The organism is Priestia sp. D51 (assembly GCF_053345675.1).
Genome location: NZ_JBLTIR010000003.1, coordinates 291,094 through 315,592, shown reverse-complemented (window position 1 = coordinate 315,592; position 24,499 = coordinate 291,094). Strand labels below are relative to the sequence as shown.

The 24,499-nt window shown below is 38.0% G+C and carries 26 protein-coding genes; 13 read left to right on the top strand and 13 right to left on the bottom strand.

Annotated features, from left to right (window positions below):
- Positions 1–13: 13 nt before the first annotated feature.
- Complete coding sequence (locus tag ACNHOZ_RS13540) at positions 14–652, bottom strand: HlyD family efflux transporter periplasmic adaptor subunit (protein ID WP_028412179.1); 639 nt, start codon at positions 650–652, stop codon at positions 14–16.
- 352 nt (positions 653–1,004) lie between these two features.
- Between ACNHOZ_RS13540 and ACNHOZ_RS13535 the strand changes: the two genes are divergently transcribed.
- Positions 1,005–1,460, top strand: coding sequence for a MarR family winged helix-turn-helix transcriptional regulator (locus tag ACNHOZ_RS13535; protein WP_025749716.1), 456 nt, complete (start codon positions 1,005–1,007; stop codon positions 1,458–1,460).
- 93 nt (positions 1,461–1,553) lie between these two features.
- On the opposite strand, the gene ACNHOZ_RS13530 is transcribed toward ACNHOZ_RS13535, so the two are convergent.
- From ACNHOZ_RS13530 to ACNHOZ_RS13515, 4 genes are all read right to left on the bottom strand, one after another.
- Positions 1,554–2,315, bottom strand: a complete 762-nt coding sequence (locus ACNHOZ_RS13530) for an SDR family oxidoreductase (protein ID WP_255899403.1) — start codon at positions 2,313–2,315, stop codon at positions 1,554–1,556.
- 121 nt (positions 2,316–2,436) lie between these two features.
- Positions 2,437–3,264 (bottom strand): aldo/keto reductase, encoded by an 828-nt coding sequence (locus ACNHOZ_RS13525; protein WP_028412173.1) that lies wholly within the window; start codon positions 3,262–3,264, stop codon positions 2,437–2,439.
- Between the two features lie 31 nt (positions 3,265–3,295).
- The gene (locus ACNHOZ_RS13520; RefSeq protein WP_028412172.1) at positions 3,296–4,051 is read right to left on the bottom strand and encodes an IclR family transcriptional regulator; all 756 of its coding nucleotides are present in this window, start codon (positions 4,049–4,051) and stop codon (positions 3,296–3,298) included.
- 217 nt (positions 4,052–4,268) lie between these two features.
- Positions 4,269–4,577, bottom strand: a complete 309-nt coding sequence (locus ACNHOZ_RS13515; protein ID WP_034269656.1) for a hypothetical protein — start codon at positions 4,575–4,577, stop codon at positions 4,269–4,271.
- A gap of 497 nt (positions 4,578–5,074) precedes the next feature.
- Here ACNHOZ_RS13515 and ACNHOZ_RS13510 point away from each other — a divergent pair, with 497 nt between their 5' ends.
- Both ACNHOZ_RS13510 and ACNHOZ_RS13505 read left to right on the top strand, forming a co-directional pair.
- The gene (locus tag ACNHOZ_RS13510; RefSeq protein WP_033579473.1) at positions 5,075–5,410 is read left to right on the top strand and encodes a DUF485 domain-containing protein; all 336 of its coding nucleotides are present in this window, start codon (positions 5,075–5,077) and stop codon (positions 5,408–5,410) included.
- A gap of 16 nt (positions 5,411–5,426) precedes the next feature.
- Positions 5,427–6,977 carry a solute symporter family protein gene (locus ACNHOZ_RS13505; protein ID WP_028412169.1) on the top strand — a complete coding sequence of 517 codons (1,551 nt, stop codon included), beginning with the start codon at positions 5,427–5,429 and terminating at the stop codon, positions 6,975–6,977.
- Between the two features lie 40 nt (positions 6,978–7,017).
- Here ACNHOZ_RS13505 and ACNHOZ_RS13500 read toward each other — a convergent pair whose 3' ends face one another.
- Positions 7,018–7,503, bottom strand: coding sequence for a DUF6985 domain-containing protein (locus ACNHOZ_RS13500; protein ID WP_255899398.1), 486 nt, complete (start codon positions 7,501–7,503; stop codon positions 7,018–7,020).
- Positions 7,504–7,629: 126 nt separating this feature from the next.
- Here ACNHOZ_RS13500 and ACNHOZ_RS13495 point away from each other — a divergent pair, with 126 nt between their 5' ends.
- Complete coding sequence (locus ACNHOZ_RS13495; protein WP_028412167.1) at positions 7,630–9,372, top strand: ABC transporter ATP-binding protein; 1,743 nt, start codon at positions 7,630–7,632, stop codon at positions 9,370–9,372.
- Positions 9,373–9,388: 16 nt separating this feature from the next.
- Positions 9,389–11,173 carry an ABC transporter ATP-binding protein gene (locus ACNHOZ_RS13490; protein ID WP_255906605.1) on the top strand — a complete coding sequence of 595 codons (1,785 nt, stop codon included), beginning with the start codon at positions 9,389–9,391 and terminating at the stop codon, positions 11,171–11,173.
- A 119-nt stretch (positions 11,174–11,292) separates the two neighbouring features.
- Here ACNHOZ_RS13490 and ACNHOZ_RS13485 read toward each other — a convergent pair whose 3' ends face one another.
- On the bottom strand, positions 11,293–12,276 hold the full coding sequence (locus ACNHOZ_RS13485) for a zinc-binding dehydrogenase (RefSeq protein ID WP_108674402.1): 984 nt from the start codon (positions 12,274–12,276) through the stop codon (positions 11,293–11,295).
- A 163-nt stretch (positions 12,277–12,439) separates the two neighbouring features.
- On the opposite strand from ACNHOZ_RS13485, the gene ACNHOZ_RS13480 reads away from it, so the two are divergent.
- Together ACNHOZ_RS13480 and rpoN are read left to right on the top strand one after the other, a co-directional pair.
- Entirely contained in the window at positions 12,440–12,787 is a 348-nt protein-coding gene (locus ACNHOZ_RS13480) for a winged helix-turn-helix transcriptional regulator (protein ID WP_014461394.1), read from the top strand.
- Positions 12,788–13,000: 213 nt separating this feature from the next.
- Entirely contained in the window at positions 13,001–14,335 is a 1,335-nt protein-coding gene (gene rpoN / locus ACNHOZ_RS13475; RefSeq protein WP_063248262.1) for an RNA polymerase factor sigma-54, read from the top strand.
- A 58-nt stretch (positions 14,336–14,393) separates the two neighbouring features.
- Here rpoN and ACNHOZ_RS13470 read toward each other — a convergent pair whose 3' ends face one another.
- The 3 genes from ACNHOZ_RS13470 to ACNHOZ_RS13460 form a co-directional block, all read right to left on the bottom strand.
- Entirely contained in the window at positions 14,394–15,245 is an 852-nt protein-coding gene (locus tag ACNHOZ_RS13470) for a class I SAM-dependent methyltransferase (RefSeq protein WP_048020099.1), read from the bottom strand.
- Positions 15,246–15,342: 97 nt separating this feature from the next.
- The gene (locus ACNHOZ_RS13465) at positions 15,343–17,760 is read right to left on the bottom strand and encodes a YhgE/Pip domain-containing protein (protein WP_255899392.1); all 2,418 of its coding nucleotides are present in this window, start codon (positions 17,758–17,760) and stop codon (positions 15,343–15,345) included.
- A 191-nt stretch (positions 17,761–17,951) separates the two neighbouring features.
- Positions 17,952–18,437, bottom strand: coding sequence for a GNAT family N-acetyltransferase (locus ACNHOZ_RS13460; protein ID WP_013081920.1), 486 nt, complete (start codon positions 18,435–18,437; stop codon positions 17,952–17,954).
- A 178-nt stretch (positions 18,438–18,615) separates the two neighbouring features.
- On the opposite strand from ACNHOZ_RS13460, the gene ACNHOZ_RS13455 reads away from it, so the two are divergent.
- From ACNHOZ_RS13455 to ACNHOZ_RS13445, 3 genes are read left to right on the top strand one after another with little or no spacing between them, the layout of a single operon-like run.
- Positions 18,616–18,843: a FeoA family protein gene (locus ACNHOZ_RS13455; protein ID WP_025749730.1), complete on the top strand. Its 228-nt coding sequence runs from the start codon at positions 18,616–18,618 to the stop codon at positions 18,841–18,843.
- Positions 18,840–20,810, top strand: coding sequence for a ferrous iron transport protein B (gene feoB, locus ACNHOZ_RS13450; protein ID WP_168760383.1), 1,971 nt, complete (start codon positions 18,840–18,842; stop codon positions 20,808–20,810). Before ACNHOZ_RS13455 ends, feoB begins: the two co-directional genes overlap by 4 nt.
- 15 nt (positions 20,811–20,825) lie before the next feature.
- Positions 20,826–21,011, top strand: a complete 186-nt coding sequence (locus ACNHOZ_RS13445; RefSeq protein WP_013081918.1) for a FeoB-associated Cys-rich membrane protein — start codon at positions 20,826–20,828, stop codon at positions 21,009–21,011.
- Between the two features lie 43 nt (positions 21,012–21,054).
- Here the strand turns inward: ACNHOZ_RS13445 and ACNHOZ_RS13440 are convergent, their stop codons facing one another.
- Together ACNHOZ_RS13440 and ACNHOZ_RS13435 are read right to left on the bottom strand one after the other, a co-directional pair.
- On the bottom strand, positions 21,055–21,378 hold the full coding sequence (locus ACNHOZ_RS13440) for a DUF3243 domain-containing protein (protein WP_013081917.1): 324 nt from the start codon (positions 21,376–21,378) through the stop codon (positions 21,055–21,057).
- Between the two features lie 16 nt (positions 21,379–21,394).
- Positions 21,395–21,979 (bottom strand): hypothetical protein, encoded by a 585-nt coding sequence (locus ACNHOZ_RS13435; protein ID WP_033578155.1) that lies wholly within the window; start codon positions 21,977–21,979, stop codon positions 21,395–21,397.
- Positions 21,980–22,240: 261 nt separating this feature from the next.
- Between ACNHOZ_RS13435 and ACNHOZ_RS13430 the strand changes: the two genes are divergently transcribed.
- From ACNHOZ_RS13430 to hxlB, 3 genes are all read left to right on the top strand, one after another.
- Positions 22,241–22,606: a winged helix-turn-helix transcriptional regulator gene (locus tag ACNHOZ_RS13430; protein ID WP_028412158.1), complete on the top strand. Its 366-nt coding sequence runs from the start codon at positions 22,241–22,243 to the stop codon at positions 22,604–22,606.
- Positions 22,607–22,874: 268 nt separating this feature from the next.
- On the top strand, positions 22,875–23,504 hold the full coding sequence (gene hxlA / locus ACNHOZ_RS13425; RefSeq protein ID WP_013055599.1) for a 3-hexulose-6-phosphate synthase: 630 nt from the start codon (positions 22,875–22,877) through the stop codon (positions 23,502–23,504).
- A 10-nt stretch (positions 23,505–23,514) separates the two neighbouring features.
- A complete protein-coding gene (hxlB, locus tag ACNHOZ_RS13420) occupies positions 23,515–24,072 on the top strand; it encodes a 6-phospho-3-hexuloisomerase (RefSeq protein ID WP_048020097.1) in 558 nt (185 codons plus the stop codon).
- Between the two features lie 113 nt (positions 24,073–24,185).
- On the opposite strand, the gene ACNHOZ_RS13415 is transcribed toward hxlB, so the two are convergent.
- Entirely contained in the window at positions 24,186–24,431 is a 246-nt protein-coding gene (locus ACNHOZ_RS13415; protein WP_255899383.1) for a ferredoxin, read from the bottom strand.
- Positions 24,432–24,499 lie beyond the last annotated feature (68 nt).

Below are 24,499 nucleotides of genomic sequence, written 5' to 3'. Positions count from 1 at the left end.
ATCATGTACGTTCTTAGTTTTTAGAGATTTTAACTTCTGCGTTCATACCTGGCAGTACGTTTTCAGAGTAGTTAGAAATAGAGATTTTAACAGGAACTGTTTGTGATACTTTCGTATAGTTGCCGTCTGAATTAGAGCTTGGCATTAATGAGAAAATTGAGTTTGTTGCATAACCGATTTCTTCTACTTTTCCATCGATTGTTGTTTTAGTATCTCCGTCAACTGTTACATCAACGTCATCGCCAGCTTCAATATCTTTTAATTTGTCTTCTTTAATGTTTGCAATGATGAATAAGTTATTCATATCTACTTCGCTAGCAATTTGTTGACCAGCTTGAACCATTTGATTTTCTTTTACCTGTGTTTTGATGATTTTACCATCCTCTGGTACTGTAACTGTTTTTTCTCCATCTTCTGATTGGATTTTAGCTACCTCATCGTCTTTTGAAACATCTTTACCTTCTTCAATATTCCAGCTTGCTACTTTACCTGCCGCTGGCGCTACTACTGTATAAAGATCGCCCGACACTTTTGCATTGTCTGTGGATACATAATTAGATTTCTGAATATAATAGTATCCTCCACCAATAATTAAAGCTAATACTACAATAATTCCGATAAAGTTCATTAAAATTAAACGCCCTCTTGACATTTATTTTACCTCCTTAATATTTCATTCAGTTAAGTATTACGCTAGATAACTTTATCACAAAGATATTTAGTTGTAAATAACTTTGATTTTAATTTATTTTTAAAACTAAACATTTATGTTTCATAAAGTTTTCCCGACTGAATACTTTACTACATCTTTAACTGAAATACAACTTAAAAGTTTTGGTTTCTTTACAAGTACTTTACTTTACTTTAAAGTTAGATATATAAGCATAGGGTTATACACAAAAACAGCTCCTTTTTTTGGAACAAACTCCCTATATACATAAACCACAATAGGTAACTAGCAGCAATTGTTTAACACCTATAATGATAAAGAAAAGGTGATTATGATGGATCAGCAGTTAATAGATAAACTAGAAAAACTTGACCAAGTTAAAACCTCATTATTTGAACTCAAGCGAAAGCTCTTGGAAGATAAAATCAGTGAGCAGCCCTATAATTTGACCATTACAAAATTTTTAATTCTAAAATTCATTGGAATCAGCTCTAAACGTATGGTAGCCGAAATTTCTTCAAATCTAAAGCTAACCTCCGGGGCTACTACCATTTTATTAAATCAATTAGAAGATGATGCACTCATTAAGCGCGTACGTGACCAAAAAGACCGCCGAATTGTATGGATATCCTTAACAGAAGCTGGCGAAACATTAGTGAACTATGTAATTGAGCAGCGAAATTTATTTTGGCAAGACATGCTTTTTGCTCTAACTCCAGAAGAACAGGATGAGTACCTCCGCATGCTTGAGAAAATGGAAAAACGAATTAGACAAACGGTAGATCGTTAATGATAAAAAGCGTGTGTCCATTTATTTTATGGACACACGCTTTTTATGACCCGCTACCATTGAAGGCTTTAGAAACCTTTTTGCTTTCTGCCTTTAAAATTCAGGATTGTTCTTTAAAAACCCCCTCCAAGCCTTTGCTGTAGCTTTCTCAATTTCTTCTTTAGAAGCATGAAGCCTTTTAGCGCTGTCTCCATAGCCAATTTCGATTTTGCCTTTTTTCAGTTCTTCAAATATTGAATCAGCAAAGTCATCAAGCGGTGCTCCAAATGTATGAAGTCCCGGTCCTCCTAAATCCGTGTTCACGGCTGGAGGAAGAATTTCTATCACTTCGGTATTTGTTTCTTCTACTTGATGTCTTAAACTAATCGTAAACGACCTTAACGCCGCTTTTGTTGCGCTGTAAATTGGCACCCATGCTCCAGGTGTTAAAGACAGCCCCGACGTTACGTTAATAACCGCAGCACGTTCTTGTTGAACGAAATGAGGAATCAATAGCGAAGTTAAATGAATAGGAGCACTTACATTACTCATTAGTTCTTTTTCGTAATACTGCCACTCTTCGTGCATGTGTAAAAGATTTACGCGCTGCTGAATGCCTGCATTATTCACAATAACATTTAATTTTGGGAACCTTTCAGTCGCCCATTTTACCAGCTCTACTCTGCTTTCTTCTATTGATACGTCGCACACTTTTGTATGTAACGAAGGGAATCTTTCTTTTGCTTCTTGCAGCTTTGATTCCCTTCTTCCACAAATAATAACTTCATTTCCTTCCTTTAAAAAACGTTCTGCAAGCGCCAATCCAATTCCAGACGCTCCGCCCGTAATTAAAATAGTGTTTCCTGACATTTTCATTACTTTTCCTCCTCGTTCAACCATCACATTTCCTAATTAATAAACAAAGCGCTACTGCATGAATGACAATAGCGCTTTGTTTATTATTTATCTTACAAGACGTTTTAGTCTTAATTTAACATTAAAAGTCAAAGTTATCTGGATCTGGACCTACGCGATGATTTTGATTTAATGCGTTAATTTTTTCAACTTCTTCTGCATTTAATTCAAAATCAAATACGTCTGCATTTTGGATAATACGATGTTCTTTTGTTGACTTAGGAATCGTTACTACTTCGTTTTGTAAGTCCCAACGTAAGATAACTTGAGCAGTTGATTTTCCGTGCTTTTCAGCAATTTGAGTTAACACTTCGTTATCAAGCAGCTCACCTTGTGCAAGCGGTGACCATGCTTCCACTTGGATTCCTTGTTTTTTGCAGTATTCACGCACTTCTGTTTGTGTTAAAAGTGGATGAAATTCGATTTGGTTTACCATCGGCTTAACTTCTGCATCTGCAATTAAGTCTTCTAGATGATGCACTTGGAAATTCGATACGCCGATTGCACGGATCTTCCCGTCTTTATAAAGCTTTTCAAGTGCTTTCCACGTATCTTTATACTTACCTTCAACCGGCCAGTGAATTAAGTATAAATCTAAATATTCAAGACCTAGCTTGTTTAAGCTTGTTTCAAACGCTTGAAGAGTTGTGTCATATCCTTGATCTGCATTCCACACTTTTGATGTAACAAATAGTTCTTCGCGAGAAACACCTGATTCTTTGATCGCTTGTCCCACGCCTTCTTCATTTTCATAAATTTTAGCCGTATCAATGCTTTTGTATCCAGCTTTGATTGCATATTTAACTGAATCTACAACTTCTTGACCATCTTCTACTTTATAAACACCTAAACCTAACCACGGCATTTTAACGCCGTTTGCTAAGGTCGTTGTTGACTGTAAGTTTTCCATGTTGCTGTTCATCCCCTTTTTTACTGTTGAATTATTCGTAAAGAGTAATTGCTTGTGAAATTTGTTCTGCGCACTGTTTAACAAGTGCAGCATGTTCTTCGTCTTTCTCTTCTGAAATACGAACGGATGGACCTGATAAAGCAATAGCTGCCATTATTTTTCCTTTTCTGAAAATAGGGGCTGCAATACAGCGAACGCCAGGCTCCCGTTCTTCATCATCGACAGCATATCCTCTTTCCTTACTTAAAGCTAAGTCAGCTTCCAGCTCGTCCAGCTCGGTGATCGTTCGATCTGTATAAGCTTCAAGCGAAAGTTCGTGAAGAATAGATTTTTGCACGCTGTCCTCTTGATAAGCGAGAATACACTTTCCAATAGCATTTGCATGAAGCGGCTTTTTATTTCCTACTTCGGAATGCGTACGAGTGCTATATTGCCCGTTCACCACCTGAGTTGTAACCATCTGTTTATGATGGAGAATTCCCGCGTAAATGGTCTCATTGGTCTCTTCACTCAGCTTCTGCATAGCAGGAACAGAGAGCCAATTCATTTCATAGTTCGTATGCATCGTATTTTGTACGAGTGCCAGCACCAGTTGTGGTGAAACCGTATAGCGGTTAGACGGGTTTCTTACAATAAATCCGTTTTGTTCAAGTGTGCTCACAAGACGATACATCGTACTCTTATTAAAACCGAGCGCTTCCATCATTTCCGGAATAGTCATATTCGGACGGTTTAAAAGCAAAGAGAAGATATCTAATCCTTTTTTTAAAGTTCCAACCTCGGACATGCCCTTCTTCCTCCTTTTATCCGAACAACAATTTTATTATAAAACAAAGCTCTTTATCGTATCAAATAAGGAAACTAAACTAAGTTATTTTCCCTATATGAGAGAATACATAACGTAATTGTTCTTCTTAATCTATTCCACTGTTTTTTCTATTTAAACATAAAAAAAGCCGTAACAATAGAATTTTTTTACAGTTTTTTAAAATTAACTTTGCTTTTCATTCGTTAACTTCTTCAAATCGCTTCAGCTGCTCCAGCTGATTTTCCTTTTTCATAATTTCTTTCTGACGCTCGCCTAGTAAATCGAAATGAGGATAGCCGGATCGATTATCAATATACTTAGCGGGAATACCATACTTTTCTCCCCACTTAATCAGCTTATTTAAGTCACTGCAACCTACTTTTGTTACGGTAGTTGCGTGTGGAAAACGCTCATCGAGCCAGTAATGAGTTAAAAATGCGATCTCTCCTCGCTTAACAGCTGCTTTCCATGCGTTTAGTTCCGGGCGTTTGATTCCAAATGCCATTATTTCACCTTTTCTCTTTTATACAAGTAGTCACATTGTTTGTTAACTATAAAGAAAAAATATCATTCATATAGAAATCTTTCATAATATCTTGTCTATTTATAACCATCTCTAAATAATAGCGTACTTTCTTCACCTGTTTCCTATCTAACATTATTGTGTGCTTATGATTTTATCATCATCTTCTTTTATTTTTCAAAAGATCCAACAAAAAAATAACGTTTAAATAATAAAGAAAAGCCTTATATGTAAGAGAAACTAAGGGTTAATTTCAATATTTCTATTGTGAACGATGTCTCCTTTATATTGAATGTTGTCCGTTTTTTATTATGGCAGTATGCATTTAGTTTGAAGCTTTAGTATATTAAAAAACTTCCAAAGTTACCATTCTCACAAAAAGACAGAATTTACTTTTTATTCCGAAAATAATATAATTCAAGTGATATGGAGCTTTTTGCTTCATCTATTTATTATCAAAGGGGGAATTCCGCTTGGCGATGAATGAAAATTCTTTAAAGAAGGTAAACAATGCTTCTTCCTCTCCTGATTACACAGAAATTGTACAGTCTGCTTCATTTCAAAAGCTTTTGAAACAAAAACGCAATTTTATTTTACCGCTCTCTCTGTTTTTTCTTGCTTTTTATTTTACCTTGCCTATTTTAACGGCTTACACAACCGTCTTAAACAAACCAGCTTTTGCTTCTATGACTTGGGCGTGGGTATTTGCTTTTGCACAGTTTGTGATGACTTGGGCCCTATGCATTTTATACACAAAAAGAGCCTCGAAATTTGATGAACTTGTTGACACGATAAAAAAAGAAGCTGCAAATTGAATAGGGGGTTAAATGAATGAACGTACTAGCTTTCTCACTTTTTTTAGCTATTGTAGGTCTTACGCTAATCATTACGTATGCGGCATCCAAGCGTACAAAAACGACCAGTGACTTTTATACAGCAGATGGAAGTTTAACCGGCTGGCAAAACGGCATGGCGATTGCCGGAGATTATATGTCTGCTGCGTCATTTTTAGGCATAGCCGGAATGGTAGCGCTTTCTGGATTTGACGGTTTTTTTTACAGCATCGGCTTTTTAGTTGCCTATCTCGTTGTGTTATACATTGTAGCTGAACCACTTCGCAACTTAGGAAAGTACACGATGGCAGATATGATAGCAGCTCGTTTTAACGAAAAGAAAGTGCGGGGAGTTGCCGCATTAAACACGATCACCATTTCCATTTTTTATATGATTGCGCAGCTTGTTGGAGCAGGAGCATTAATTCATTTATTACTTGGTCTAGATTACGTGTATTCTGTCTTGATTGTCGGCGTTTTGATGACGGTTTACGTTGTATTTGGAGGCATGACGGCGACCAGCTGGGTGCAGATTGTCAAAGCCTTGCTTCTCATGATTGGTACGTTCATTATTTCCATTATTGTATTTTCAAAATTTGATTTTAGCTTTGCTAAAATGTTTTCTGAGATGAAAACCGCAACTCCTCTTGGCGACGGATTTTTAAATCCAGGAAATAAATTCAAAAATCCGCTGGACATGATTTCGTTGAATTTAGCTCTTGTTCTTGGTACAGCAGGCCTTCCTCATATCCTTATTCGTTTCTTTACAGTAAAAGATGCCATCACCGCACGAAAGTCTGTTATTTATGCAACGTGGATCATTGGCGTTTTTTACATTATGACAATCTTTTTAGGGTTCGGTGCTGCTGCATTCGTAGGGTACGATGATATTATCAAAGCAAATGCAGCAGGAAACATGGCAGCTCCCCTGCTCGCTCAAGTTCTTGGCGGAGACTTTCTCTTTGCGTTTGTCTCAGCTGTAGCTTTTGCTACGATTTTAGCTGTTGTAGCTGGGCTGGTGCTCTCAGCAGCTTCAGCATTCGCTCACGACTTTTATAGTCATATTCTCCGTAAAGGGGCTGCAACTGAAAAAGAACAGGTAGTGGCTGCACGATGGGCTTCTATTGGGGTATCCATTCTATCTATTATTCTTGCATTATTTGCTCAAAACATGAACGTAGCATTTTTAGTTGCACTTGCATTTGCCGTAGCAGCGAGCGCTAACTTGCCAATTATTCTTCTTACTATTTTTTGGAAACGTTTTAATACAGCAGGAGCAGTCACTGGCATGCTGGTTGGACTATTCAGCTCACTGTTTTTAGTTGCCATTAGTCCAAACGTGTGGGCACCTGAGCCTGGAGCTGCTATCTTTGTAGGTGAGCCGCTCATCACATTAACAAACCCTGGTATTATCTCCATTCCTCTAGGCTTCTTAGCTGCTTTTATAGGAACACTTCTTTCGTCTAAAAAAGCAGACGAAAAGAAATTTGATGAGATTTTAGTAAAAGCAAATACAGGTATGGGAATCGAAGAGCCTGTCAAACATTAATGCCAAAAAGCCTTGAAGCAGGTTGCTTCAAGGCTTTTTACTAGAATAACTCTTCTTGTAAGCCAATAGCGGCAATTTGTTCATTTCTAAACTTTACAGCTAACATATGCTCTTCTTCCCACGTACATTCAAAAAACAAACCAACTTCTCTTGTATCATGAGGTGCTTCAGGAACAAAGATTTGAATACACTCAACTAAAAAACCGATGTCTTTTCGCTTTTTTACATTCGGAACTAATAAGTCTACCACGTCTTTTTCAACTTGAGTTCTGTATTCATCTCGCACCTGTTGATAATAATCAAAAAGAGCTTTTTCCGTCCTCTTTAACAATAATTCGCTTTGAAGCCAAAATGCTTGAAAAGCCTCTTCTTGCCGTTTTTGAAATGGCTTCTCTTTATCTCCATCAATTGTCAGCAACACATGTTGTTGTTGTCCAAAGAAAGTGACCTGTTTTTCTCCAACCCAGGCCGAGTCATATAACAAAGATCCAAAAAGTGGATGATGTACTCGTAATGTTTGATTCATTGCATACCTGACCCTCTCAAAAAGTGGATTTCTGCTTGCATTGGCGTATAATAAATGGTGCTTGAAACAAACTTCTAAACTTATTCTATGTTACCATATTTTTTACAGAAAGGAGTGCCACAATGTGTGAATACAATTAAATCTTTATACCCTTACTTAAAACCTTACAAATGGCTCGCGCTGTTTGCCCCGCTATTGATGGTCATTGAAGTGTTAGCTGACCTTCTTCAGCCTACTATTATGCAGCATATCATTGATTATGGTATTGCAAACAACAATCAAACATATGTTATCACCCGAAGTATCCTTATGCTTATGTTAGCAATCATTGGCTTAGCTGCTGGTATCGTCTGCGCCATCCTTAGCACAAAAGCAGCAGTAAATTTTTCTACCGATATTCGAAAATCGCTTTTTGAAAAGATTGAAAACCTCTCAAACAGCAACAGAGATAAACTAGGGACTGGTCACTTAATCACCGTCATGACAAATGATGTAACGAGTGTTCAAAACGCATTGAATATGACGCTAAAAGTATTAGTTAGAGGACCTTTACTTTTTGCAGGAAGTATTGTGATCGTGTTATTAACCGCTCGTTCTTTGTTTCCTATTATCGTCGTGGTCGTCCCTATTTTATTTTTATGCATTTGGTTTGTGATCACGAAAGCCGGAAAACTTTTCAAAAAAGTTCAGCGAAGCGTTGATCGTGTAAACACAAAAGTCCAAGAAAATTTATCAGGGATGCGCGTAGTAAAAGCGTATGTAAGAGAATCATATGAAATCAATCAGTTTAAAGAAGCAAACAGCTCCTTGACGCAAGCTAATATGAGTGCTGTTCAGCTTATTTCGCTTTTAATGCCCGTTATTTTATTTGTAGTAAATATCGGCATGGTAGCTACTCTATGGCTGGGTGGACTTCAAGTTGAAGCAGGAAAAATTGAAGCAGGTGTGATTTTAGCTTTTATTAATTACTTAACGATTATTTTAAACGGACTTATGTCAAGCAGCATGGTGCTGATGCAAATTACACGTGCATTCCCTTCAGCTGAACGAATCGATTCTGTTTTAAAAACAAAAATAGACATTCCTCCAGCAAACTCTGCTGCTCAAATCAACAGGCTTAAAGGTGATCTATCGTTTCAAAACGTTACATACAGCTACAGTAAAAATGGAGAAAACGTATTAAAAGATATTTCATTTACTGCTAAACACGGGGAAACTATTGGCATTATCGGCTCTACTGGAAGCGGAAAATCGACGCTTGCAAAACTTATTTCGCGCTTATATGATCCTGATGGCGGCGAAATTTTTGTAGATGGAAAAAATCTGACAAACTATGACGTAAAAGAGCTTCGCTCATCCATTGGGTTTATTCCTCAAAAAGCTACACTGTTTACCGGAACGATTGATATGAATATTCGAATGGGAAACGATCATGCTTCTTCCTCAGAAATTGAAGATGCTGCAGCTTTTGCATGCGCAACGGAGTTTATTGAAAAACTCCCAGAAAAATATGAGTATCCTTTAACGCGAGGAGCAACCAACTTATCAGGAGGGCAAAAGCAGCGTCTTTCAATCGCGCGTGCATTTGTTAGAAAGCCTGCTATATTGGTCATTGATGATGCAACTTCCGCGTTGGATGCTGTCTCAGAAGCGCAGGTACTAACACATTTAAAAGAAGAGTTTTCCGATGCGACCGTCATTATTATTGCGTCTAAAATTTCGTCTCTTCTTCACGCTGATCATATTATCGTCATGGATGAAGGCAAAATTGCTGAACAAGGGACTCATGAAGAATTGCTTCGTCACCACTCTCTTTATTACGACATTTATCTAGCACAAGGCGGAAAAGAGGTGTTGCCTAGTGAATAATCAAGGTAAAAATCAAATGAGCTCTATTCGCGGCCCTAGAGGCATGATGAAGGGTCCTGTAGTGAAGCCAAAGAATGCGAAAAAAACACTATATAGAATCTGGTCATATATGGGAAAACGAAAGCCTCCGCTTGTGGCTGCGATCATCTTAGTTATTGTGACTTCCCTGCTTAATTTATTAGGCCCTTATTTAATTGGGGTTATTATTGACGAGCATATTATTCCCAAAGATATCAGCGGAACGATACGAATGTCACTCACTCTTGCAGGAATTTACATTACGACATCTTTGTTAACATGGCTGCAAACCTATTTAATGGTAAACGTTTCGTTTACGACCATCGGAATGCTCCGCCAAGATTTATTTGCAAAGCTTCAAACTCTCTCTCTTCGCTTTTTTGATAAGCGAGCTCACGGAGAGTTAATGAGCCGGGTTACGAATGATATTGATAACCTGAATAACGCTCTGAGTCAAAGCGTTATTCAGGCTATGTCCTCTATTTTATCTCTAGTCGGTATTACCATTGCGATGTTCTCGCTCAACTGGATTCTTGCCATTATCACACTGATTGTTATTCCATTAATGGTTATAATCGTTCGACAAATATTAAAACGAAGCAGTGAAAATTTTGTCAAACGCCAAAAAGACTTAGGTGAGCTAAACGGCTTTGTAGAAGAAGCAATCTCTGGAGGAGAAGTTGTTACGCTTTTTAGTAAGGAAAAAGATTTTTTAACTGTTTTTAATGAACGAAATGAACAGCTGAGAAGTTCAGCAACAAAAGCAGAAACATTTTCAGGCTTTTTAGGTCCTGTCACAAACTTTATTAACAACTTAGGCTTAGCACTAGTGATTGGAGCAGGAGCATTTATGGCTGTTCAAGGTAGCGTTACAGTTGGGATGATCGCTTCATTTGTTAACTACTCACGTCAGTTCTCTCGCCCAATCAGTCAAATGGCAAACTTAGTAAACACTATTCTTTCGGCTATTGCCGGCGCAGAGCGCGTGTTTGCGATTATGGATGAGCAGCCGGACGTCACAAACAAGCCAAACGCTCTTTCTGTTACAAAATTTGCAGGAGACGTTGCTTTTGAGAACGTATCATTTGGCTATACTGACGAAAAAATGATTTTAAAAAATGTTACACTTACAGCAAAAAAAGGTGAAATGGTTGCTTTGGTCGGTCCTACAGGTTCTGGTAAAACAACAATCATTAACTTGCTCACACGATTTTATGACATCGCAAACGGAGACATTAAAATTGACGGCCGTTCCATCAGTGACTATAACATCCATGATTTACGAAACCGAATTGGCATTGTTCTTCAGGATACCTATTTATTTTCCGGTACGATTGCGGATAACATTCGATTCGGCCGATTAGATGCCAGCGATGAAGAAGTGAAAAGCGCAGCAAAAATGGCAAATGCTCATTCTTTTATCAAGCACCTGCCGCAGCAATACGATACCGTGATTTCAGCCGGTGGAGGAAATTTAAGTGAAGGTCAAAAGCAACTCTTATCGATTGCCCGAGCCATGCTCTCTGACTGTGATATTTTAATTTTAGACGAAGCTACTTCCAATATTGATACAAAAACAGAAATTGATATTCAAAAAGGAATGAGTAATCTATTAAAAGGAAAAACAAGCTTTGTAATTGCCCACCGCCTCAAAACGATTGAAAATGCAAATCAAATTCTTGTCTTAAAAGACGGACAGATTATTGAAAAAGGAAATCATCACGAGCTATTAGAGAAACAAGGTTTTTACCACAAGCTCTATACGCAGCAGTTTACGATTTAAAAGAGGCTGGAACATAACTTAACCCAATCCAATCTAAAGACGAGAAAACGAACTATTGATCAATAGTTCGTTTTTTACTTCAACTAAAATACTTTTGTCTCAAGCTCTTTTTCGCTCTATCATTTATCTATCACAGCTACAATTTTCCCTTTTACTCGACGAGTCGCCAGTTCATCTAAAGCTGCCGGCACTTCGTCTAGTGAAATGACTTTTTCCACAAGAGCATTCAGCTTATTTTCTTGTAAAAGCAAAAGCATTTTATTTCCCATCTCCGCAAGTTTTTGCTGTTCTTTTACGTTATTAGACTGATGTACGCTTCCTAATGCAACTTGATGAAACGATAGTGGATGCGCAAACGAAATCGCATCATTTACATTAGGAGGTCCTGCGATAAATGCAATTTGACCATTAAAAGCAAGAGCCTTTACCGACTCGTCTGCATTGTCACGCCCAACTGTATCCAAGACTAAATCTACACCGAGTCCATCGGTAAGCTCCAGCACTTTTTTCACAAAATCTTCTTTACGGTAGTCGATTGCATAGTCAGCACCTAAACTTTTTACAAACTCATGATTGGCAGAAGATGCGGTTGTAAGCACTGTAAGACCTGCATTTTTAGCAAGCTGAATGGCAAACCCTCCAACCCCTCCAGCACCTGCGTGAATTAAAATCGTTTGTCCTTTTGAAGCGTTCATTTTGTGAAACAATGCTTGATATGCTGTATACCCCGCACATGGAATAGCTGCAGCGTCTTCAAATGAAACTCCTTGTGGAATAAGGGAAACCGTATGAGCTGTTGTCACTCCGTACTGTGCAAACCCGCCTTTTTTTGATAAATCGCTATGATATACAACACGGTCTCCGATTTTGACAGTTGTGACTTCTTCTCCCACTTCCTCGACAACGCCAGCTGAATCAAGTCCTAATACGTGAGGGTATGTCCAACTGGGATTACCGCCGTTTCCTGTTTTATAATCTACAGGGTTCAAGGCAGTAGCTTTAATTTTAACTAAAATTTCACCTTTAGCTGGATGCGGCTTTTGGATATTTCCGACTTTCATCTCACTTACTTTCCCTTTGCCTTCTAGCAGTAAAGCTTTTATCAAGATCTCCCCTTTTACATTTCTTCCTTCAATTAAAAGTTCTTTTTCAGTATAATAAATACATGTTGTTTACAAAAGACGGCACTTTCATGTAACCAGGTACCTTCCCGGTAACCTAGGTCTATGGATATTAAATTATTATATCCATATTTCATATCTGTTTATGAATGGAGGATTAGCGGTGAAAGCACCCCACTATAATGTACCTGTTGAAGCAACACTTGAAGTAATCGGCGGGAAATGGAAAGTCGTTATTTTATGCCTCTTAAAAGAAGGCGAAAAACGTTTTAGCGAACTTCAGCGAGCTATGCCTGCTATTACTAAAAAAATGCTGTCTCAACAGCTAAAAGAATTAGAAAAAGACGGTGTAGTTAATAGAAAAGTATACAATGAAGTTCCTCCTAAAGTAGAGTACTCACTCAGTGAAGAAGGCGAAACCTTACGAGAAATTTTAAATATGATGTGCGCATGGGGAGATAGAAGAATGGGAAACACCCCAAATTGCAGCTAAGTTCTCCTAGCAGTTTTGTTAAAATAACCGAATAGCTGCTGGGAAGAGCTATTCGGTTGTTTTATCTATTTCCCTACTCTTTCTTATGAGTCGCCCTTGTGTAAGAACATCTGACAACACTATAGAATTCTTTCGCATTTTCATATATGATGATGTCGAACGATGCAGCCAGAATTGTCGAAATAAAACTCAAGAATGATAGGTGATTCAATGATGCAATTAGGTTTAGATTTATCTCAAAAACAACTATTAAAATTGGCCATGACACCTGAATTACGTCAGTCTATCAACATTTTAAATTATTCTACGGCCGATTTAGTTCATTATCTTCATGAGCAAGTCAATGAAAATCCTGTAATTAAACTGTCTGCTGGCGATTCTCAGCAAAAAAATTCATTTAATACTCGAGAACAGCGTTCATATTCAAAAGGTCACACCGATGACGAGTATAATCCGTTTAATTATATATCCGATCAAACTGTGACATTAGAGAGCCATTTATTAGAGCAGCTGTCTATGCTAAATCATTTACACTCACAGCAAAAACACATCGTTCAATTTCTAATTGGAAACTTAAATAAAAACGGCTTTTTAGCAATTGAACCAAAATTGGCAGCCGAACTGCTTAACGTTTCAATTGACGAAGTCAACGATATGATTCACGTTTTACAAAGCTTTGATCCAATCGGAGTGGGCGCTCAAAACTTTGTCGATTCACTGCTTATTCAAATTAAGGCCAAAAAGTCAAAGCCTCCTCTTTTATACGATGTGGTGAAACACGATATTGAAGATATTGCTAACAAAAAATATCGGAACATTTCAAAAAAATACTCTATTTCAATGCGCGAAGTACAAGAAATTGTTGACTGCTTGCGGACATTGAATCCTCGTCCAGCAGGAGATTTCTATGTTCCGCTTACGAAGTACATTTCGCCTGATGTAACGGTACAAAAAATAGACGGCCGCTATCATGTTATTCTTCATAGCGAGCTGCTTCCGCCCATCGAGATTAACAGCACCTACCAAAAACTGGTTCATCGCTCTGCATGCGTAACAACCGATCGATACGTACAGGAAAAAATCCATGAAGCTACTTGGCTAATTAATAGTATTGAGCAGCGTAATGTGACGATTTACAACGTGTCTAAAGCCATTGTGGAACATCAGCAAGATTTTTTTGAAATGGGTATTTCGGGGCTAAAGCCGCTTACCTTAAAAGATATTGCTCAAAAAGTAGACTGTCATGAATCAACGGTAAGCCGTGCGACGAACGGAAAGTATATTCAAACGCCGCGCGGACTGTTTGAGCTAAAATACTTTTTCACTAATTCTTTAGAGAGAACCGACGGCGAACAAAGCAATTCTACCGCCTTTATAAAAGAGAAAATTAAAACATTAATTGCCGAAGAAAATAAATTAAAACCTCTTTCAGACCAAAAGCTTATGTCTCTTCTTTCCAGCGAAGGAATTCAAATTTCAAGGAGAACAGTAGCTAAATACCGTGAAGAAGCTGGAATTGAAAGTTCTTCTAAGCGGCGACGATTTTAATATTATTTATTCTAAATTACAGCTTTATCACTACTAAAAAGAACCCGTTGAATAAAAATCAACGGGTTCTTTTTATCGGTTTCCAATAAATAAAAGCCATATGATATTGATACGTATATTCATATGTGTCATTTATTTTCTTTACATGCTGTAAAATAATCTTCTCAGTTTCTAATTTGTCAATATCTTTAGAAAGTACCTTGGTCGAGTTCTTCTTGATGAGATCTTCGTACGTCTCATAGGTTATCGTTTTGGTTATAGGAACCAGCTTACAATCTGCGTAAATGCCCAGTTCATATAAAATATTTAGTAAGTCAATATATTCCTTACGACGCCATTTAATCTCGTACCCAAGTTTTCTATGTAACTCTACGTAATGAGGCTTTTCTGGACCCGCTGACATGCCAATAACCGCCAAACGATTAGCCGAATCATTCATATTTAAGAGACCATCGACAATGTTATGCATACGGTAAAAACAGTTTATTCCTACTACCACGTCATAGTTATCTGTTAGACGCTCATGCTCCCATTTACCTTCTATGAACTTTAGATTAGAGCGGGCATTTGATTGTTTTTGTAAGTAGCCGATGATGCTTGGCGAACAATCCATACACGTAAGTTCTTTTACATAATCCGCAATTGAAAACGTATAATTTCCCCAGCCAGGGCCAATTTCCATGACAGAGTCACTTGGATTCAAAAAAGCAAGAAGTTCTTGCTGAAGCTGTTTCACTACAGGATCGTTTTCTGAAACAAAAGACATTTTTTCTAGATATTGCTGCCAAAATTCATCTTCAGCTTTGTCATTTATCATCCGTTCCGATATTGAACCGTCCCATTCTTTCAGCCCTTCCTGCCACTTTTTCACACGATCACTTTCATACACCGCAAATTTTGTAAGCTGCATGCATTCACATTCCCCTCTTTTACACGTAAACCTATACTAACATAAAGAAAAAGAGAGTTCCTTTTTAAACTGGAACTCTCTTTTTCTATTAGTTAAATTAGGCTGCTGCCTCTTCCTCTGTGTGATGCTTCTCTTTTCTGGCATTGATATAAAACATTATCAATGAAAGAGTGATGAAGATTGTTGCAAAGATTCCAAGTACGCCAGCCTGATGCCATACATAGCCGAAATCATCACCAATTGAAATAATTTCACGGAAACCGCGAATTGCATAGGTCATAGGCAAGTATGGATTGATTGCCTGGAAGAATTCCGGCACAAGTGCTTTAGGGAATGTACCTGCACTGCCGCCAATTTGAAGCAGCAGAATAATAAAGGCTAGATACTGCCCTACTTTTCCTAACCCTGTTGTTAAGAACAAGATCAGTGTAAAGAACGTTACACCTGTAATCATCGTAAAGATATAGAAGTGCCAAATGCTTGTTACGTTTAAATGCAAGCCCCAAAGAAGAGCTGTAACAGCAATCGCTGCTTGCAGCATACCTACAATAGTGATGACACTAAACTTACTTAAGAACCACGAAATACCTGATGTCGGTCGAATTGATGGCTCTTTCATTGGGTACACCGCTGAAAACATTAATGTTCCCGCAAACAAGCCAATACATAAGATGTATGGAGCTAATCCGACACCGTACTTATCTACGTTGTTTTGTTTATCTGATTTTAAATCCGTTGGATTTGAAAACATGCTGTATGTTTTATCATCCGCTTTAACATCTTTTGCATCTTTTGCACCATCTGCTAAAGAAGAATGAAGCTCGCTTGTTCCATCTGATAATTTAGATGAACCGTCATATAGTTTGGATGAACCATTTGTTAACTCTTTAGAACCATTTGCTAATTTGGTTGCCCCGTTTTCTAGCTGCGTTAAACCATTTGCTAGCGCTGCGCTTCCTTGTTCAGACTTCTTAAGTCCATCCACAAGTTGCTGCTGCCCGTCAGCAAGCTTTCCAGCTCCTGTATGAGCGTCAGCTATACCGCTGTTTAGCTCTGCAAATTTGCTGTTGAACTGCTTTTCACCGTCTGCTAGTTTAACAGCACCGTTATATAATTGAGTTTGACCATTGTATAACTGAGTCTGTGCGTTGTATAACTGAGTTTGACCATTGTACAACTGATTTTGACCGTCAGCAATTTTATTAATGGCGCTTTGAATATCTTCTCCGCCTTTAGACAGCTTTTGAAGCGCTGCTGATAACTCTTGCACTTTATCTACTTTTGCTTTTAGCTGCTCTGCTTTTTGCTGCTGTTCATCCATAAACTGCTGAGACGTCAGCTTTTTAATTCCTGCAATCAGCGTTTGTTTTTGCTCATCGGGAATAGATTCGTTGCTGTTAATGCTGTCAATGAGAGCTTGCTGCTGTTGTTCAAACTCCGCTTTTTTTGAGTCTACCTGCTGTTTAATCTGAGTGATTTCCTGTTCCGCTTGATTAATTTGCTGCGTAACATTGCTCACTTCAGCATCTACTTGATTTAAGCCGCTTGTGAACTGCGGTAGTTTCCCTTGAAGTGTTTTTGTCCCTTCATTAAGTTGCTTTGTAGCATCTTGGAGTTTTTTGGTCCCACCTTGCAGTTTTTCAGTTCCGTCTTGTAGTTTCCCCAACCCAGTGCTAAGCTTTCCTGCACCTGTTTCAAGTTCTTTAGAAGCCGCATAAAGCTGTCCGCTTCCACTTTCTAGCTTCCCTAAACCGCTGTTTAGGCTGCCTAAGTTTTCATTAATTGTGTCCGCACCGTTTAGTAGCTTAGCTGCACCGGCATTTAGATCAGTTGCTCCTTTTCGTGCATCTGCTAATCCATTTGCCAATTTAGCTGTACCGTCTTCAAACGTAACCGTGCTGTCTGCTAGTTTCTTCATGTTATCTCGCAGCGTTTTCGAGCCATCTTCTAGCTCTCCTGCACCGTCACTTGCTTTTTGAAGACCGTCCGCTACTTGCTTAAAGCTGTCAAATACCGTTTCAGCATACTGCTTTGTGACTGCTTCTTTAATCTGATCATTGATTTTAGCTACTGCATTTGAGCTAATTTGAGCGCCTGAATAGTTCTTTCCGGCATTTGTATGGTAGATAAATTTCATTTTTTTAGGATTCTCATCCATTAATGTTGTTGCATTTTTAGAGAAATTCTTTGGAATTTCTAAAACTAGATAGTAGTCTTCGTTCTTTAAGCCTTCTAACGCTTTTTCTTTGTTCGTAAATTTCCAGTCAAATTTATCGTTTTTCTTTAAATCATCAACAAAATCACGACCGACATTCAATTTCTTTCCATCTAATGTAGCACCTTTATCTTCATTTACCACTGCAACTGGAATTTGATCTGTTTTTCCATATGGATCCCAGTAAGCAGATAAAAAGATGACATTATAAAGTAATGGAACAAATAACAATCCGCAAATCACAACAATAGTCATTGGTTTGGAAAAGATTTTTTTCCATTCTCCTTTAATCATATTCATGTTTTTTAGCCTCCAATAATCCTTACTTCCGCCTGACTGTTTGACCGAAAAACATTTTCGGTCATGAAGTTCTGATTAATGTTACCATATTCACAAGAATAAGGTCAATCGTTATTCTGTAATTAAAAGCTGATTTTAGCAGAAAGTTTAAAATCAGCTTTTTAAGATAACGTTCACACTAAATATCAGGCTTAAATCATGAGTTTCATTCGCATCGTTCTTAGTAAATGCCCGTCAAATTCATCATCAAATTCGTCCACAAGCTGGAAACCTTTTGATTGATAAAATGCACGGCCTATTCCGTTTTCCCTTTCTACGTTAATGTAAACGATTTTTAATTCCTTCGAGCGCTTCATTCCTTTTTCTAACAATTGCGAACCGATTCCTTTTCCTTGATAAGCAGGCAGTATATAGATAGATCCTAGTTCTATTTCCCCTCTGTTTTGTAGTCGGAAAAAGTTAGCGTATCCTACGATTTTCTCATCAATAGTTGCTACATAAATGAACGAATTACGCAAGCGCCACAGCAGCCTTTTATTGGAGTATGCTTCTGAAAGAAACCGATTCTGAACGCTTCTAGGAATAATTCCTTCATATGTATCATACCAACTCATCTTTGCGACGTATTGAACAGACGTAATATCTTCTTTTCTCATTTTGCGAATGATTACCTCCACTCACATTCCTCCTGACAATTTACTGCTAAAATCGTACATAATTTCACCTGAAAAATATAGTTATAAATATATATTTTTAATTGTAACGCTCTAGAAGCATTGATTGATTTTAGAACCTTATGTATAATCGAGATAGATACAAATTGAAAATGATTATCATTAACAGGAGTGCTGAATGATGAATTTAACTACCGTGAGTATTGGCGACAAAGTAAAAGTTAAAAACATTGAATTTTTAGATAGATCATTAGAACGCCGCCTTCTTTCTTTTGGAGTAAAAAAAGGCTGCGAACTGTGCATGAAGCAAAAAACCATCTTAGGAGGACCTTGTATTATTGAATGTCAAGGTCAAATGATTAGCATCCGAAAACGCGATGCGGCCAAAATTGAGGTTGAGACAGCATGAGTACAATTGCACTTTTAGGAAATCCAAACACAGGAAAAACTTCTTTATTCAATATATTAACAGATTCCTATGAATACGTAGGAAACTGGAGCGGTGTAACCGTTGAAAAGAAAGTTGGATCTATTAAAAAGCAAAACAGCCAGCTGGTTGATTTGCCGGGTGTGTATGACTTTACTCCTCTTTCTTCAGATGAAGCAGTGGTAACTAACTTTTTGTTAACCGGAGAATTTAACAGTATGCTGAATATTGTAGACGCTTCTCAGTTTGAAAGAAGCATGCATCTCACTATTCAAGCATTGGAATATGGAAAGCCATTAGTAATCGGCTTAAATATGATTGATGTAGCGGAAAAACGCGGACTGACTTTTAATTTGGAGAAGCTTAGCAAATCATTACATATTCCGGTTTCAGCGATTGTTGCCCGTAATGGAAAAGGAATTAATGAGCTTCTCACCACTTTGAAGCAAGATTTAAAAGCCCCTTCATTTCAATTAAATTATGGGGAAACCGCTGAACAAGCAATTCATATGATTCAAACAAAAGCGGACGTCAGCAGATGGATTGCCATTCAATTTTTAGCGGAAAATAGCGTAATCGAATCAACATTAAAAGAAAAAGCGAGTTACTCAGAGCTGCTTGAGCTTCGAAAAGCCGCTGCACAAAAAATAAACAAGCCGCTTAGCGAGCATTTCTTCGACGTGCGTACAGCATTTATTGAACGCATTTCGAGCGAGTGTATCATAAAGGGCAGCGAAACACCTTTAACCTTCACGGATCGAATCGATCGAATTGTGACGCATAAGTGGCTTGGTCTCCCTATTTTTCTTGGCTTAATGTATTTGATTTTTAATATTACGTTTACGTGGATTGGCGTTCCGCTTTCTGATAAACTGGACGGCTTCTTTGGCGGAACACTTAGTGAAGGCGCTGATTCTCTTTTAAATGCAGCTGGTGCCGCTCCATTTATTCATGATTTAATTGTGGATGGCATTATTGCAGGAGTAGGCGGCGTACTAGTATTTGTACCACAAATTTTTGTCCTGTTCTTTTTCATTTCACTGCTTGAAGATTCAGGATACATGGCTCGAATTGCTGTAGTAATGGATCGTATAATGGAATTTTTCGGTTTGAACGGAAAAGCATTTATTCCGATGATTATTAGCTTTGGATGTAACGTACCGGGGATTATGGCCGCGCGTACAATTGAACAGCGAAAAGAGCGCCTTATGACCATTTTAGTCAATCCATTTATGAGCTGCTCAGCACGTCTTCCTGTATACGCTTTGTTTGTAGGTGCGTTTTTTGTGCAAAACGGAGCAGCTGTGGTGTTTTCTATGTACTTGCTTGGCATTATTTTAGCACTTGTTGTAACGAAAATTTTATCAGTAACGCTTCTTAAAGACGAACAATCAACTTTTATTGTTGAACTTCCTCCTTACCGCGTACCTCAAGCCAAGACTCTTTGGAGAAGCACGTGGGAAAAAGGCCGAAATTTCGTCCGAAAAGCAGGTACGGTTATTTTAGCTGGCTCTGTATTTATCTGGCTATCATCTTACGCTGGCCCTGGCGGTTTTGGAGTAGATATGGAAAATAGCTTTATGGCTATTATTGGAGGTGCTATCGCTCCTCTATTTATCCCTTTAGGCTTTGCGACATGGCAAGCTGTAGCATCACTGATTACAGGCTTCCTAGCGAAAGAAGTGGTTGTTTCAACTATGAGCATCATTTATAAAGTACAAGAAGGACAGCTTGGCGACACAATGAAGACATTCTTTACACCGCTAACAGCCTATACGTTTATGGTGTTTGTTCTTCTTTACGTTCCGTGTCTAGCAACCGTCGCTGTTATTCGACGAGAAACCGGCTCATTAAAATGGACAGCATTTGCTGTGGCCTACCCTTTGGTTGTCGCTTATCTCGTAGCTTTGCTTGTACACACTATTGGAAAAGTACTTGGTTTTTCTTAAAAGGAGTGAATAACATTGATTATTAACATTTTAATTGGGGTTTTGATTTTTGGGTATGCCCTTTATCATATGACAAAATTCTTCCGCAAGAGTACTCAGGGAAAATGTGCAAGCTGCGCACAGCAATCTTCTTGTGCAACGGATGATTGCGGTATTGACTGGGATAAAACGATTCAAGAGGCTCAAAATCAATCATCTTAATACATTAAAAAAGCATCCTGATAGACGGGATGCTTTTTTAATGTTACGCAACTAGTTTTAAAATGAGATGAGAAAGGACTTCCTTTTCCTCTTCACTGCTGACTTTCCATAACTCATGAAGGACTTTTTCTTCTCGGTTTCGAGGCTCCTCATTTTTGGCTAAATAGCTAGCCACTTTTTTTGTAGCAGCTGCTAATTGTTCCTCATTTAACCCGAGCTTTTTACCGACATGAACTTTTTGAGTTAAATAATCAGTAAACGTATCAAAATTCTGCAAAATTGCTTCTTTTTTCTCCGTCCCTAAATTATCTACCGTTTCTTCAATTTTATTCATGTCTTTTGTAGTTCCTTCATTCATTTGACTCACAGTTAACATCTCCTTCTTAGTGAATAGACTGATATGTTCTTTCACGCTCAGATTCTGGTTTTTCGTCCGGCGTCATCTTTTCCTTACTTATTTCAGAAGTTGCATCTTTCACTTTTTCACCAATTTGCTGTAAATCACTTTTAGCATCTTCTACCGTTGATTTTGCATCATGCGTAACGCTTTTCACATCTTCTGCTTGCTTAAAGAAATCTTCATTTACACGCTCGTACAAATGTTTGGCATCATTAATTGCATCTTTTAAAAGATTCGATGCATTTTTCATTTGCTGCACCATTTTTTCTTTTGTTTCTTGAGGGTTCTCTTTTACTTGATTAATCATGTTTGCAGAAGAGTCCTTTAATGTAACGGCTCTTCTTTTAACAGATGAGCGAGTTTTATTATCAAGTAATGTTATACATCCACCTACAACTGCCCCGACAACAACACCTTTTACTAGCTTGCTGCTGTAGCTTTTCCCCGTGGTGCTAACAGCTGCAGTGCTATTAGCTGTCTGTGGATTGTTATTAATTCCTACATCGTTGTTGATGCCTGCGCTGTTGCTTAAAGCAGGGTTTTGTAATTCAGATCGGTTTCTTTCCATTTTTACTGCCTCCTTTAGCATCGTTATTGAGTGATTTCCCATCTTTTTTTATATTTAAACAATTGAATTCGTTAAAAATAAAAAACATGACTAAAGGCCACCTTTTATATCTCACTAGTCAAGAATAACTATATAGTAAAAAAAGCTAAATTTTTTAATGGAAAGATACAAGCCGGATTTTTGTAAAAGGATTGTCAGCACCGGTATAATAAGAAGTACTGTAAAAGAAATTTTATACTATTGGTCATAGGGGTGAAACAATTGAGCCAGCTTAATAAGGAATTTAACTGTGAAAAAGAATTAACGCTTGCTATTATCGGCGGAAAATGGAAGATGCTGATACTATGGCACTTAGGACGTGAAGGAACAAAACGGTTCGGGGAACTAAAATCGCTTATTCCTGATATTACGCCGCGCATGCTGGTTAACCAGCTGCGGGAACTGGAAGAAGATCTAATTGTTAACCGTAAAGTTTATCCTGTCGTACCACCTAAAGTCGAATACTCACTTACAAAAGAAGGAGAAAGTTTAATGCCTATTTTAACAGCCATGTACGATTGGGGTAAAAATTACCGTGATACAGTGCTGGTCAATCAAGAACAAAAGGCAGAAACGTTAATTAAATGATGGAAACGAATCCTTCTATTCCATAGTTTTTATTTTTTTATGCGGATGATATTACTCAATATCATCCGCATTTTTAATGAAAATTAAGCGGTTACAAGCCTGATATGTCCATTAGTATACTTCTGTATACTATCATTCCCCACACTATTTGTGGGAAAAGTGCGTACTTTTAAGAACCTCAAACTGCGGGTACAATAACTACACCAGCTGCTTTTTATGTAAAAAGGCACAAAAGGTATCTATAGATTTCTGTAAGGAGTGGAGTAGAATGGAATTACAATTAGCATTAGATCTTGTTAATATTTCTCAAGCAAAAGAGGTAGTAAAAGAAGTTGAAGAACATATTGATATCGTGGAAATCGGTACACCTGTTGTAATCAATGAAGGGCTTCGCGCCGTTAAAGAAATTAAAGAAGCATTTCCTAATTTAAAAGTATTAGCTGACCTAAAAATTATGGATGCAGCTGGTTATGAAGTACAGCAAGCTTCTCAAGCTGGAGCAGACATCATTACCATCTTAGGTGTGGCTGAAGATATGTCAATTAAAGGTGCAGTTGAAGAAGCGAAAAAACAAGGTAAAAAAATTCTAGTCGATATGATTGGTGTAAAAGATATTAAAGGACGCGCAAAAGAGCTAGACGAATTTGGCGTTGACTATATCTGCGTACACACAGGATACGATCTTCAAGCAGTTGGTCAAAACTCTTTTGAAGATTTAGTAACAATCAAAAGCGTTGTAAAAAATGCAAAAACAGCCGTTGCTGGCGGCATTAAATTAGAATCTTTACCTGAAGTAGTAAAAGCACAGCCTGATCTTGTTATCGTTGGCGGAGGCATCACGAGCCAAGATGATAAAAAATCAGTTGCTTCTCAAATGAAAGAGCTTATTACAAATTAAGGAGCTTTCTATGCATACGAGCGAACATTTAAAAACGGTTATGAATGAGCTTTTACAAACAACAGCTCTAATCGCTGACGATGAAGCTGAACAGCTTGTAAATGGCATCATCTCATCTAAAAAAGTGTTTGTCACAGGAGCAGGCCGTTCAGGTCTTATGGGCAAGTCGTTTGCTATGCGTATGATGCATATGGGCATTGATGCTTATGTCATTGGAGAAACCGTGACGTCCACTTTCACGCAGGATGATTTATTAATCATCGGATCAGGTTCTGGCGAAACGAAGAGCTTGATTCCTATTGCTCAAAAAGCAAAAGAACTTGGAGGGAAAGTTGGAGTAGTCACGATTTCCCCCGATTCCACGCTTGGCAAGCTGGCTGACTTCATCGTGAAGCTGCCCGGCGCTCCGAAGGATCAAGAACAAAGCAGTTATCAAACCGTACAGCCTATGGCGTCACTGTTTGAACAAACGCTTCTTCTTTTTTACGATGCGCTGATTCTTCGCTTCATGGAGAAGAAAGAACTTGATACTCATACGATGTACGGAAAGCATGCAAATTTAGAGTAGAAAAAGGTCTTGCCTAGGCAAGACCTTTTTTGTTTTGGAACTTTCTATATAACCAAATATTCACTTATCAGATAACTAAATGTACTTTATCATTATTTATTTTTTCAAAAGCCCTATTCGAATTTTGCTGCATCTCCATAAAACGGCTGCTCTGCAACTTTAATCGAGTCTGTTGGACACCCTTCGTACGCTTCCATCATCTCACCTTGCTGATGTTCAGGAACTTCTTTTGTTCCTTCGTTGTTATCTAATACGGCATAAGCAAGACCTTCTGAATCATAATCATAAAGATCTGGCGCACTCCCTCCACATGCTCCGCAAGCAATACATGTTTCCTTATCTACTATCGTAAAAGCCATAAAAAAACCTCCTTGACCTTTTCACTTTCTCTTTCAGAAAGTTACGTTCAGTATAAGGAGGTTTTTTT

Coding starts and splice junctions, on each gene's coding strand:
- ACNHOZ_RS13535 (WP_025749716.1), top strand. CDS start 1,005: ATGGATCAGCAGTTAATAGATAAACTAGAAAAACTTGACCAAGTTAAA.
- ACNHOZ_RS13540 (WP_028412179.1), bottom strand. CDS start 652: ATGTCAAGAGGGCGTTTAATTTTAATGAACTTTATCGGAATTATTGTA.
- ACNHOZ_RS13465 (WP_255899392.1), bottom strand. CDS start 17,760: ATGAATATGATTAAAGGAGAATGGAAAAAAATCTTTTCCAAACCAATG.
- hxlA (WP_013055599.1), top strand. CDS start 22,875: ATGGAATTACAATTAGCATTAGATCTTGTTAATATTTCTCAAGCAAAA.
- ACNHOZ_RS13415 (WP_255899383.1), bottom strand. CDS start 24,431: ATGGCTTTTACGATAGTAGATAAGGAAACATGTATTGCTTGCGGAGCA.
- ACNHOZ_RS13455 (WP_025749730.1), top strand. CDS start 18,616: ATGAATTTAACTACCGTGAGTATTGGCGACAAAGTAAAAGTTAAAAAC.
- ACNHOZ_RS13480 (WP_014461394.1), top strand. CDS start 12,440: ATGAATGGAGGATTAGCGGTGAAAGCACCCCACTATAATGTACCTGTT.
- ACNHOZ_RS13510 (WP_033579473.1), top strand. CDS start 5,075: ATGAATGAAAATTCTTTAAAGAAGGTAAACAATGCTTCTTCCTCTCCT.
- ACNHOZ_RS13515 (WP_034269656.1), bottom strand. CDS start 4,577: ATGGCATTTGGAATCAAACGCCCGGAACTAAACGCATGGAAAGCAGCT.
- ACNHOZ_RS13490 (WP_255906605.1), top strand. CDS start 9,389: ATGAGCTCTATTCGCGGCCCTAGAGGCATGATGAAGGGTCCTGTAGTG.
- rpoN (WP_063248262.1), top strand. CDS start 13,001: ATGCAATTAGGTTTAGATTTATCTCAAAAACAACTATTAAAATTGGCC.
- hxlB (WP_048020097.1), top strand. CDS start 23,515: ATGCATACGAGCGAACATTTAAAAACGGTTATGAATGAGCTTTTACAA.
- ACNHOZ_RS13505 (WP_028412169.1), top strand. CDS start 5,427: ATGAACGTACTAGCTTTCTCACTTTTTTTAGCTATTGTAGGTCTTACG.
- ACNHOZ_RS13500 (WP_255899398.1), bottom strand. CDS start 7,503: ATGAATCAAACATTACGAGTACATCATCCACTTTTTGGATCTTTGTTA.
- feoB (WP_168760383.1), top strand. CDS start 18,840: ATGAGTACAATTGCACTTTTAGGAAATCCAAACACAGGAAAAACTTCT.
- ACNHOZ_RS13470 (WP_048020099.1), bottom strand. CDS start 15,245: ATGCAGCTTACAAAATTTGCGGTGTATGAAAGTGATCGTGTGAAAAAG.
- ACNHOZ_RS13435 (WP_033578155.1), bottom strand. CDS start 21,979: ATGGAAAGAAACCGATCTGAATTACAAAACCCTGCTTTAAGCAACAGC.
- ACNHOZ_RS13520 (WP_028412172.1), bottom strand. CDS start 4,051: ATGTCCGAGGTTGGAACTTTAAAAAAAGGATTAGATATCTTCTCTTTG.
- ACNHOZ_RS13525 (WP_028412173.1), bottom strand. CDS start 3,264: ATGGAAAACTTACAGTCAACAACGACCTTAGCAAACGGCGTTAAAATG.
- ACNHOZ_RS13530 (WP_255899403.1), bottom strand. CDS start 2,315: ATGAAAATGTCAGGAAACACTATTTTAATTACGGGCGGAGCGTCTGGA.